The 10553-nt window shown below is 63.8% G+C and carries 9 protein-coding genes; 1 reads left to right on the top strand and 8 read right to left on the bottom strand.

Annotated elements, in window-relative coordinates:
- Positions 1 to 81: 81 nt before the first annotated feature.
- The gene (locus tag NA637_RS06780) at positions 82 to 1212 is read left to right on the top strand and encodes a GNAT family N-acetyltransferase (RefSeq protein WP_256071560.1); all 1131 of its coding nucleotides are present in this window, start codon (positions 82 to 84) and stop codon (positions 1210 to 1212) included.
- 42 nt (positions 1213 to 1254) lie between these two features.
- Here NA637_RS06780 and NA637_RS06775 read toward each other — a convergent pair whose 3' ends face one another.
- The 8 genes from NA637_RS06775 to metR all read right to left on the bottom strand — a co-directional run bounded on the left by NA637_RS06775 (position 1255) and on the right by metR (position 10535).
- Positions 1255 to 3057, bottom strand: coding sequence for an ABC transporter ATP-binding protein (locus tag NA637_RS06775; RefSeq protein WP_423836702.1), 1803 nt, complete (start codon positions 3055 to 3057; stop codon positions 1255 to 1257).
- Entirely contained in the window at positions 3032 to 3979 is a 948-nt protein-coding gene (locus tag NA637_RS06770; RefSeq protein ID WP_256071558.1) for an acetamidase/formamidase family protein, read from the bottom strand. The genes NA637_RS06775 and NA637_RS06770 overlap by 26 nt, the downstream gene beginning before the upstream one ends.
- 96 nt (positions 3980 to 4075) lie before the next feature.
- Positions 4076 to 5704 carry an ABC transporter substrate-binding protein gene (locus tag NA637_RS06765; RefSeq protein ID WP_256071557.1) on the bottom strand — a complete coding sequence of 543 codons (1629 nt, stop codon included), beginning with the start codon at positions 5702 to 5704 and terminating at the stop codon, positions 4076 to 4078.
- 21 nt (positions 5705 to 5725) lie between these two features.
- Positions 5726 to 6652 carry an ABC transporter permease gene (locus tag NA637_RS06760; RefSeq protein WP_256071556.1) on the bottom strand — a complete coding sequence of 309 codons (927 nt, stop codon included), beginning with the start codon at positions 6650 to 6652 and terminating at the stop codon, positions 5726 to 5728.
- Entirely contained in the window at positions 6652 to 7500 is an 849-nt protein-coding gene (locus tag NA637_RS06755) for an ABC transporter permease (protein WP_256071555.1), read from the bottom strand. The genes NA637_RS06760 and NA637_RS06755 overlap by 1 nt, the downstream gene beginning before the upstream one ends.
- Entirely contained in the window at positions 7497 to 8099 is a 603-nt protein-coding gene (locus NA637_RS06750) for an ANTAR domain-containing response regulator (protein ID WP_256071554.1), read from the bottom strand. Before NA637_RS06750 ends, NA637_RS06755 begins: the two co-directional genes overlap by 4 nt.
- Positions 8096 to 9232, bottom strand: a complete 1137-nt coding sequence (locus NA637_RS06745) for a transporter substrate-binding protein (protein WP_256071553.1) — start codon at positions 9230 to 9232, stop codon at positions 8096 to 8098. Before NA637_RS06745 ends, NA637_RS06750 begins: the two co-directional genes overlap by 4 nt.
- Positions 9233 to 9584: 352 nt before the next feature.
- Positions 9585 to 10535, bottom strand: a complete 951-nt coding sequence (gene metR / locus NA637_RS06740) for a transcriptional regulator MetR (RefSeq protein ID WP_256071552.1) — start codon at positions 10533 to 10535, stop codon at positions 9585 to 9587.
- Positions 10536 to 10553: the final 18 nt, after the last annotated feature.

The raw sequence follows: 10553 nt of genomic DNA, 5'->3' as shown, positions 1-10553 counted from the left end.
CCGGATAGCTCTGCCTGTCGCGAAGTTTCAACGGTTGTCAGGCCCTTTTCTTCCGGCTCGCGACGGGCCAGACTGCACGGTATGCCTATCCAGATAGTTTCCCGCCTTGCCGAAATCGAGCCGCAGCAGTGGGACGCGCTGCTGATGGCTCCCCAGCTATTTCTGCGCCACGCCTTTCTCTCCAGCCTTGAAGACAGCGCCAGCATCGGCGGCCGTACGGGCTGGCAGCCGGAGCACCGCTTGCTGACCGATGCTGAGGGCGCCGTGCAAGCCGCGCTACCGCTGTATCGCAAGACCAACTCCAACGGCGAATACGTATTTGACTGGGCCTGGGCCGACGCCTGTCATCGGGCTGGCATTGAGTACTACCCGAAGTTGCTGTGCGCGGTGCCGTTCTCCCCGGTGACCGGTGCGCGGCTGCTCGGCGATCGCGAGGCGGCGGGTCAGTTGCTCGATCAGCTCACAGGCGGGCTTGTCGAGGGAGCCTATTCGAGCCTGCACGTGAACTTCACCGAGCCGGACGCCGATGCGATTTTCCAGGGCCGTGATGGTTGGCTCGAGCGCATCGGCTGCCAGTTCCACTGGCACAACCGCGGCTACCGCGATTTTCAGGACTTTCTCGACGCTCTGACCTCGCGCAAACGCAAGCAATTACGCAAGGAGCGCGAGCAGGTAGCGGGGCAGGGGATCGAATTCGAATGGCGTGAAGGTCACCAGGTCAGCGAACAGGAGTGGGATTTCGTCTATGCCTGTTACGCCAATACCTACCATGTGCGTGGCCAGGCGCCGTATCTTACTCGCAGCTTCTTCAGCCTGCTGGCCGAGCGGATGCCCGAAGCCATCCGGCTGGTACTCGCCGTGCAGGGCGGCCAACCCGTGGCCATGGCGTTCAGCTTGATCGACGGGCAAAGCCTTTATGGCCGTTACTGGGGCTGCCTGGCCGAGTTCGACAGGCTGCACTTCGAAACCTGTTTTTATCAGGGCATCGATCACGCAATTGCCGAGGGCCTGTCACGCTTCGACGCTGGCGCCCAGGGCGAGCACAAGCTGATTCGCGGCTTCGAGCCGGTGATCACCCGTTCCTGGCATTACTTGGCGCACCTGGGGCTGCGCGCCGCGGTGAATGCATTCCTTGAGCAGGAACATGCCGGGGTGCTGCGTTACGCCGAGGCGGCGCGTGACGCGCTGCCCTATCGCCAAGACGATAGTTAGCCATTTGAATGGCGATGCACTTGGGCTTGGCTGACGCCTGCCTCAGACCGATACCAGATGGTCGTCACCGACGCGGCGGAACTGTTGAACCAACGGCTCGTAGCCGCGCGGCTTGATCGGGTCCGGCGCGTCGAAGGAATGCAGCAGACTCTTGAAATCCCGGCGCCGGTCCACATCGGGCATCGGCACCGCATCGAGCAGTCGGCGGGTGTAGGGATGTTGCGGATTGTGCAGGACCTGGTCGCGCCGGCCGATCTCGACGATGCGGCCGCAGAACATCACTGCCACGCGATGACATAGACGCTCGACGACTGCCATGTCGTGCGAGATGAACAGGTAGCTCAGGCCATGCTCGGCGCGCAGCCGTTCGAGCAGTTCGAGCACCTGGGCCTGCACCGAGACGTCCAGTGCCGACACCGACTCGTCGGCAATGATCACCTTGGGGTTGAGTGACAGCGCCCGTGCGATGCAGATGCGCTGACGCTGGCCGCCGGAGAACTGATGCGGATAGCGAGTCATGGCATCGGCCGGCAGATCAACCTGGTCGAGCAGCTCAGCGACTCGCTCCCTGCGCGCCGCGAGTGGTAGCCGGTCGTGTATCAGCAGCGGCTCGCCAACCAGTTCCAGCACTGTCTTGCGCGGGTTGAGCGCAGCGTAGGGGTCCTGGAAGATCATCTGGATGTCACGCCGCACCGCCTGCAAGGACGCGCCCGCAAGACCATTGAGCTCGAGGCCTTCGAGCTGCACGCTGCCCTGGTAAGCCAGCATGTTCATCAACGCCTTGCCGGTGGTGGACTTGCCGCAGCCACTTTCGCCGACCAGGCCGAGGGTTTCGCCCTGGCGCAGCTCGAAGTTGACGTCTTCCACGGCATGCACGTTTCTGCCCGGTTCGAACCAGCCGCCGCGCAAGGGGAAGCGTACCCGCAGGTCGCGTACCTGCAGCACCACGGGACTGTCCGGCAACGCCTGGGGTACCGGCGCGGTACCCAGCACCGGCACGGCGTCGAGCAGTCGGCGGGTATAGGCGGCCTGGGGCGCGGTGAACAGCTGGCGCACCGGTGCTCGCTCTTCCATCCGGCCCCGATTCATCACCACGACCTCATCGGCCATTTCGGCAACCACGCCCATGTCGTGGGTGATCAGCAGCAGGCTGGTGTGGAAACTCTGCTGCAGCTCGCGCATGAGCTCGAGAATTTGCGCCTGGATGGTGACATCGAGTGCGGTGGTGGGCTCGTCGGCGATCAGTACCTGCGGGCGGCAAAGCATGGCCATGGCGATCATCACCCGCTGGCGCATGCCGCCGGACAGTTCATGTGGGTATTGAGTGAGGCGCTTGTGCACATCCGGCATACGCACCGCATCGAGCATGTCGCGGATGCGGCGGCGTGCCTCGTCGCGGGTCAGCGGTTCGTGCCGGCGCAGAGTCTCCATCAATTGCTGGCTGACCGTCATCAGCGGGTTGAGCGAGGTCATCGGCTCCTGGAAGATCATCCCGATCTGCTTGCCGCGCAGGTGACGACGTTCGCGCTCGGGCAGGCCCAGGAGGTCACGCTCGCCGAACAATATGCGACCCTCCGGCACCTGAGCGGCGCGTGGCAGCAAGCCCATGATCGCCAGAGAGGTCAGCGACTTGCCGCTGCCCGACTCCCCGGCGATGCACAGCGTCTTGCCGGGGTGCAGGGCAAAGCTCAGGTCGTCCACCACATGGCGGTGGCCGAAGTCGATGGACAGGTGGTCGACCTGGAGGATGGGGCTGTCTTTGGATTTCGTGGCGTGCACGGCGGACCTCTGGACTGCAGTAGCGGGGAGGACGGCGCCGTCAGCCGAACACAACCTTGGGCACATAGAAAGACACCACCCAGTTGGGCATGTCGACGATCTCGCTGATGCGCAGGTCGCCGCACACCGAGCAGAGCATGTAGGCCTGTTCGGCCGGCATACGGTGCTCGCGGCAGAGCCAGTCGATGGCGTTCGACAGGGCGTCGCGCGAGGCCTGCATGAGGTCCGGGGCGATGCCGGTGAAGGCCTCGTAGCCGGCGCTGTCGAGGTGGCGCGTGACCGGGCCCGGCGTACTGAAGCGCGGTGCCCGCAGCGGGGTGTCCTTGACCAGATCGAGGGTCACCACCACGTCCATCCGGCTCTCGATGGCGGTGCCGCAGACTTCGCCATCGCCCTGTGCCGCATGGGTATCACCGATGGAGAAGAGCGCGCCCTCGACCTCTACCGGCAGGTACAGCGTGGTGCCGGCGGCCAGGTCGCGGATGTCCAGATTGCCGCCGACCCGCCGCGGCGGGACCACCGAATGCAGCCCGGCTTCGGCGGGTGCAAGGCCGATGGTGCCGGCGAAGGGTTTGAGCGGCACCTTGGCAAAATCACCAAAGGCGGCTGGCGCCAGACTTTCAGCGTCGTAATGCCAGAGCGCCAGCGCTGGGTCGGTGAACTGGTCGGCGAGCAGGCCGAAGCCCGGGATGTTGGCCGTCCAGCCGAAGCCGGAAGGCTCGAAGCTGTCGATGGTCACCTTGACCACATCACCAGGCATCGCGCCTTCGATGAATATCGGGCCGCTGACCGGGTTGATCTTGTCGAACGGCATGTTCGCCACATCGGCGGTGACCGACTTCGGCGTGAAATAGCCGTTGGACGAGTCGTGGCAATGGAATTCCAGGGTGGTTCCGGGGACGACACGCTCCACCGGGACAAAGCTGTTGTCCCAGCCGAAGTGCCTGTGGATGCTGTGAATGGTCTTGACCAGGCAGTTTTGGCACATGAGGGGAACCTCCGGCAGTCGATTAGATGGCCCGGCGAACCGGGCAGGGCAGTCGCAGCCGGGAGCTCCGGCTGCGCCACGGTGGCTAGCGGATCGTCATTGGCCCTTGATGTAGATGTAGTCGTAGTTGACCGGCACATGCACCGGATCGACATAGAGTGCGTCGTCGCCGCCCATGCGCGCCGAGCGCACCGAGAAGCGCTGCTCGTTGAAAATCGGCACCCAGGGCGCGTCGGCCATCGCATCGGTGAAAATCTGCTTCCACAGCGCGACGCGTTCGGCTTCCTGCTCCGGCTTGGCCATGCTGTCGGCCTTGGCCGCCAGCGCGTCGAGCTCCTTGTTGCAGTACAGCGCCCAGTTCCAGCCACCTTCCACGGCGCCCGCGCAACCGAGGATCGGCCCCCAGAAGTTGGACGGATCCGGGAAGTCGGCGATCCAGGCCATGCCACCCGACCAGACCATCGGTGCCTGATCCTTCTCGCTGCCGGCGGCGATCACGTTGGCCTGGGCCAGCGATTTGATCTGTGCGCGGATGCCGACCTTGGCCAGATCCTGCTGGATCGACTGAGCGATGCGCGGCTGCGGATCGGTGTTCATCACGTACAGCTCGGTGTCGAAGCCATCTTCGAAGCCCGCTTCGGCGAGCAGTTTCTTTGCCCCTTCGACGTCGTATGCGTAGCCCTCGTAGTTCTCGTCATAGCCGGGCATTGCTGGCGGCAGCGGCTGGTTCGCCGGCGTGGCGCGGCCATTGATGATGCGCACGATGCGATCCTTGCTGATCGCCATGTTCACCGCCTGGCGAACCTTGAGGTTATCGAAGGGTGGCAGGGTGGTCTTGAGGGTCAGGTAACCGGTGTGCAGCTGATCGCCGACCACCAGCATGTCCTTGAATTTCGGGTCCTTGCGGAACTGCAGGAAGCGCGCCGGCGGCACGCCGTCGCCGGCGATGTCCACTTCACCGTTCTCCAGGCGCAGCAGGGCGACGCTCGGGTCCTGGCCCACTTCAAAGGTGATGCCGTCCAGATAGGGCAGACCCTTGTTGAAATAGTCCGGGTTCTTCTTGAACACCAGGCGCTGGCCAAGCTTCCATTGCTCGAGACTGAACGCGCCGGTGCCGACCGGATGCTTGCCGAAATCATCGCCCCACTGCTCGACCGCTTCCTTGGGCACGACGGAGGCGAAGTTGATGGCCATGACATGCAAAAAGGTGGCATTGGCTTCGCTCAGGGTGATCTTCAGCTGATAGTCGTCGACAACTTCGACACCGCGGAGGCTTTCAGCCTTGCCTTCGGCCATCGCGTCGTAGCCGGCAATCGAACTGAAGAAGCCGGCGCCCGGGCTCCGGGTCTTGGGGTTGACGGTGCGCTCGAGCGAGTACTTGACGTCGCCGGCCTTCATCTCGCGGCCGTTGTGGAACTTGACGCCCTTCCTCAGGGTGAAGGTATAGACGCTGCCGTCATCGGAGATGCGGTAGTCCTCGGCCAGGTCCTTGACCAGTTCGGTGGTGCCGGGTTTGTAGTCCATCAGGCCGTCGAACAGGCTCTTGATCATCGACCAGTTCTGCCAGTCGTAGCCGATCGCCGGGTCGAGGGTGGCGACATCGTTCTGGTAGGTCACCACGGCGGTGCCGCCGGGCTTGGCGTTGGGCTCCTGTGAATCCTGGGCCATCAGGCCACCGGCGAACAGTGTGGCCGCGATGGCCAGCGATAGTGCTTTGCGCTTCATGCTCCTGCCCCTTGCTTTTGGTTAGTGTTTTTTCACATCGATGCGTGGGTCGACCAGCGGGATCACCAGGTCGGCCAGCAGGTTGCCGAGTACGATGGCCACGGCCGATACGGTGGTGACGCCTATGATCACCGGGATGTCCACCTGCTGGATCGCCTGCCAGGCAAGCTGCCCGATGCCCGGCCAGCCGAACACCGACTCGACGACCACCAGCCCGCCCATGAAGATGCCGATGTCGATGCCGATCATCGGAATCACCGGGACGATCGCGTTGGGCAGCACATGGCGCATGATCACCCGGCCGCGGCTGAGACCCTTGGCGCGGGCGGTGCGAATGAAGTCCTGCTGCAGCACCTCGATCATCGAGGAGCGCACCATGCGCGAATACCAACCGCTGCCGAGGATCCCCAGGGTCAGAGCCGGCAGCAGCAGGTGCTCCGGCCCGCCGTAGCCGCCAAGCGGGAACCAGCCCAGTTGCATGGAGAAGAAGTAGAGAAACAGCATCGCGGCGATGAACTGGGGCGCCGAGACGCCGATGAAGGAAAACGCCATCAACAGCTTGTCGGCGACACCACCCCGGCGCAGCGCGGCGATCACGCCGAGGCTGATGCCGATCAGCAGTTCGAAGCCGATGCCGGCCGCCATGAGTTCAAGCGATGGGCGCAGGCGCGAGCCGATCAGCTCGGCGACTTCGCTGCGCTGGATGTAGGAGCGGCCGAGATCGCCCTGTACCAGCCTGCCGAGATAGTGTCCGTACTGTTCGTAGAAGGGCAGGTCCAGGCCGAGCTGCGCCCGGATGCCGGCCACCACTTCCGGTGTCGCACTGCGCCCGGCGATCTGCCGCGCCGGATCGGCAGGCAGCATGAACAGCAGCAGGTAGGTGATGAAGGTGACGCCAAGCAGGATCAGCAGCGAATAGCCGAGGCGGCGCAGGATAAAGATCGGCATCAGCGTCTCCCCACCAGTGTCGGGTCGAGCTCGTCGCGCAACGCGTCGCCGACCAGGTTGAAGGCGAGCGACAAGAGGATGATCGCCGCGCCTGGGATGAACACCAGCCAGGGTGCCTCGCTGAAGTAGGTCTGACTTTCGAAGATGATGTTGCCCCAGCTCGGCGTGGGCGGCTGCACCCCGACGCCGAGGTAGGACAGCGTTGCCTCCAGCAGCACCGTGGTAGAAATGCCGAGCGTGGCCCAGACCAGGATGGTCGGCAGCAGGTGTGGCAACAGATGGGAGAAGAGGATGCGCAGGGAGCTGGCGCCCAGGGTACGTTCCACCGCCACGAAGTCGCGGGCCTCCAGTGCAACGGTTTCCGAATAGATCACCCGGGCGATCTGCACCCAGTTCACCATGGCGATCACCAGTGCCACGATCCACACGCTTGGCTGGAAGATCGCCGCCAGGGCGATGGCCAGCAGCAGGGCGGGAAAGGCCATCATCAGGTCCGTCAAGCGCATCAGCAGGCTGCCCAGCCAGCCGCGCACGAAGCCCGCCGTCAGGCCAACCAGGGTGCCGATCAGCACGGCCAGACCGTTGGCTGCCAGGCCGATGAACAGCGAAGTGCGCGCACCGTAGATGAGCCGTGAGAGCAGGTCGCGACCGAGCAGGTCGGTGCCCAGCCGATAGGTCTCGTCCGGCGGCAAGGGCGCACCTTCCATCGACAGGCCTTCGATGAACTGCTCGGAGGGATCGTACGGGCTGACCCAGGGCGCCAGTATCGCCAGTAGCACAATGGTCAGGATCAGCAGCAGCGAGATGGCGACCGAGGGTCGGCGGCACAGGGCGATCAGGGTCTTCATCGACTGCCTCGCGTACCGATCCCGGACGCTTCGTGCCGATCGTTAGCCATGTCGGAGCAGAGCGAATCCATGCTTCGGCCCAGGCGCATCGACATCAACCTCAGCCGCTCATAGGCCGCTGCCTCGTCGATGCCATGCTCGACCATTAGCCGAGCCAGTGCCTGCGCCAGAAGCGGGGCGGATGCCAGCCGTTGCTGCAGAGCCAGGCATTCGTCACGCTCGCGGGCCAGGCGCTGCTGCAAGCCGATCGCCATCATCAGCGTGGTGTAGACCGAGCCTTGCGTGATGGGCTTGTTCAGCAAGGCGGTGGTACCGAGTTCGATGGCGCGCTGGATCTGCGACAGCGTTTCGTGGGCGCTCAGTGCGATCACGGGAACCCCGGCCGATCCCAGTTGGCGCAGCGTCTGTGGGCTGGCGAAGTGTTCCAGCTCGACCACGGCAGCAAAGCAGTTATCCAGTGCCACGGGCGCATCGCCGATCAGCGCCACGGCAGTGATACCCAGGCGCTGCAGACTCTTGTGCAATGCGGTCAGGGTGCGCTCTTCACAGTCGATAAGCAGCAGGCGGCCACTTTCGAAGTCGGGGCGTTTCAGCTTCATTTGACGATCCTCAGCTGGGGCAGCGTGGTCTCGCGTAGGGGGCGCAGGTCGCTCAGGTCGGTGGCGGTAAGATAGGGGTCCGGCGCCAGCACGCCGTCTTCGCTGTGCAACAGGCAGAAGCGTCCGTTGCGTAGCTCGGCGATATGGCAGGGCAGGCTGGTGTGGTTGTTGTATGGTGCGATGCGCAACATACCCAGCGCACTCGGCCAGGCGCTCTGGTGCAGGTGATCGATGATCGTTTCGGGGTGATCGTCACCGGTGTGTTGCAGCACCTGGGCGAACAGGTGCACGGCAGCGTAGGCGCCCGCGTAGTAATGCGAGCAGCGTTGCAAGCCGTGGCGTTGCCGCTGGCGCTTGCTGAAACTCGGGTCGACTGCCTCGAAGAATGGCCCGCAGGAAAGCAGTCGCAGGTTGTTAAGCGTGCCGACCTCACCCAATTCCGCCTCGGTCAGGTTGCAGCTGAGTACCGCTAGGCTCAGCCCGTGCCGGTCGCAGGCATGGTCGAGCTCGGCCAGAAAGGCGTAGGACGACTCGCCCACCAGGTTGTTGAGGATGAAGGCCGGTGGGTAGGCCATCAGTGTTTTGACCGTCTCGGCAAATGTGGTCGAGCCGAGATGGACGTATTTTTCCGCCAACACCTCGCCACCGGCGGCCTGCAGCACCTCACGCGCGATGCGATTGCTTTCCCAGCCCCAGACATAGTTCGAGCCGATGAGATGGGTGCGGCATCCAAAGGTGCGCAACGCATAGCGCAGCAGGGGGATCAGGGTCTGGTTCGGGCAACCGCCGAGGTAGATCACGTGCTCACTGCTCTCGAAGCCCTCGTAGGGGCAGGCATACCAGAGCAGGCCGCCGCGCTGTTCCAGATCAGGGATGATTTCCTTGCGGCTGGCCGAGGTGATGGTACCGAACAGATGACGAACGCCCGCATTCATGAGCTGGGCCGCGCCTTCGCCGTAGCGCCCGAGTTGGCCTTGCGGATTGAGGTGGGTCGCCTGCAGTTGAAACGCGTAGCGTGGATCGTCGTTGATCTCGGCCAATGCATCGAGCGCGCCTGCCAGTGCGTGGCTGCCCATTCGGCGATAGGTACCGTCGGTGGAGAGCAGCAGACCAATCGAAAAGGTACGGGGCATTGTTCGCGTCCAAAAAAAAACCCGATCGACCAGCAGGCTGGTGATCAGGCTTCGTTACCTGGCGCCTTAGGGCGCAATGTCGGCAAGGCTTACAAGGGTCGTCGTCCAGGCTTGCGTGTCTGGTTTGCTCCATGAAAAAAGGATGCCAGGTCTGCGTCGCGGCAGTAAGAGCAAGACCAATGGTGAGGCGAGCCCGTCTCTCTCCAGCTAGTCGCACCTGCCGGACATCCTCACGCACCGGTTCGCTATGGAACCGGGTTATGGCTTGTCGCGGGGTGATGTTCCGTTATGGAACACCGCGTTCGGTGGCTGTGTCGATCAGGTGCATGGGCAGCAGCTGATCGTTGCCAGTTCAGACGAGGGGCCTTTCGGCTAGCGGCTGCTTTTTCGGCGCGGCGCTGACCCCCTCCAGAGTGGCGAAAGAAGTGTCCTTGGCGGTCAGCAGGAAGTCGCGCATGAAGGGCGAATCCAGCATGTCGGCGCGGATGCCGGCATAGAGCGTTGCGAACAGGCCTTTCTCGCCCAGGCGCTTTGCCGTCACATAACCGCGAGCGCTGTATTCATGCAGTGCCCAGTTGGGCACGCAGCACACGCCGCGACCGGAAGCCACCAGCTGCATCATCATCACGGTGAGCTCCGAGGTGCGAACCTGCGCCGGTTCGACATCGGCCGGCTCCAGGAAGCGCGTGAAGATGTCCAGTCGATCATGTTCCACCGGATAGGTGATCAGGGTTTCGCTGGCCAGGTCTTCGGCGCGTACGAATGGGCGGGATGCCAAGGCATGCTGATTGGCGACGGCGAGCAGCGCTTCGTAGGTAAACAGCGGCACATAGGTGATGCCCGGCAGCTCGATCGGGTCGGACGTCACCACTAGATCCAGATCACCGCGCGCCAGGGCCGGCAGCGGCGCGAAGGAAAACCCCGAAGCCAGGTCCAGCTCGACTTCCGGCCAGGCATCGCGAAACTGGTCGATGGTCGGCATCAGCCACTGGAAGCAGCTGTGACATTCGATCGCCATGTGCAGGCGACCCGCCGTGCCGCCTGCCAGTCGGGCCAGGTCGCGCTCGGCACTGCGCAGCTGTGGCAGCAGGCTGTCGGCCAATTGCAACAGCCGCAAACCCGCACTGGTGAAACGCACAGGACGTGTCTTGCGCACGAACAGCTGCAAGCCCAAGCGTTCTTCCAGTTCCTTGAACTGATGGGACAGTGCCGACTGGGTCAGATGCAGCCGCTCGGCGGCCTCCACCAGGCTGTCGGTTTCGCGCAGCGCGTGAAGCGTTTTCAGGTGGCGGATTTCCAGCATGCTGGGGAGTTCCTGCTG

This window comes from Stutzerimonas stutzeri, assembly GCF_024448935.1.
Lineage (GTDB): Bacteria > Pseudomonadota > Gammaproteobacteria > Pseudomonadales > Pseudomonadaceae > Stutzerimonas > Stutzerimonas stutzeri_AO.
Note: the sequence above shows the minus strand (reverse complement) of the source record. Positions and strands in the feature narration are given on the sequence as shown.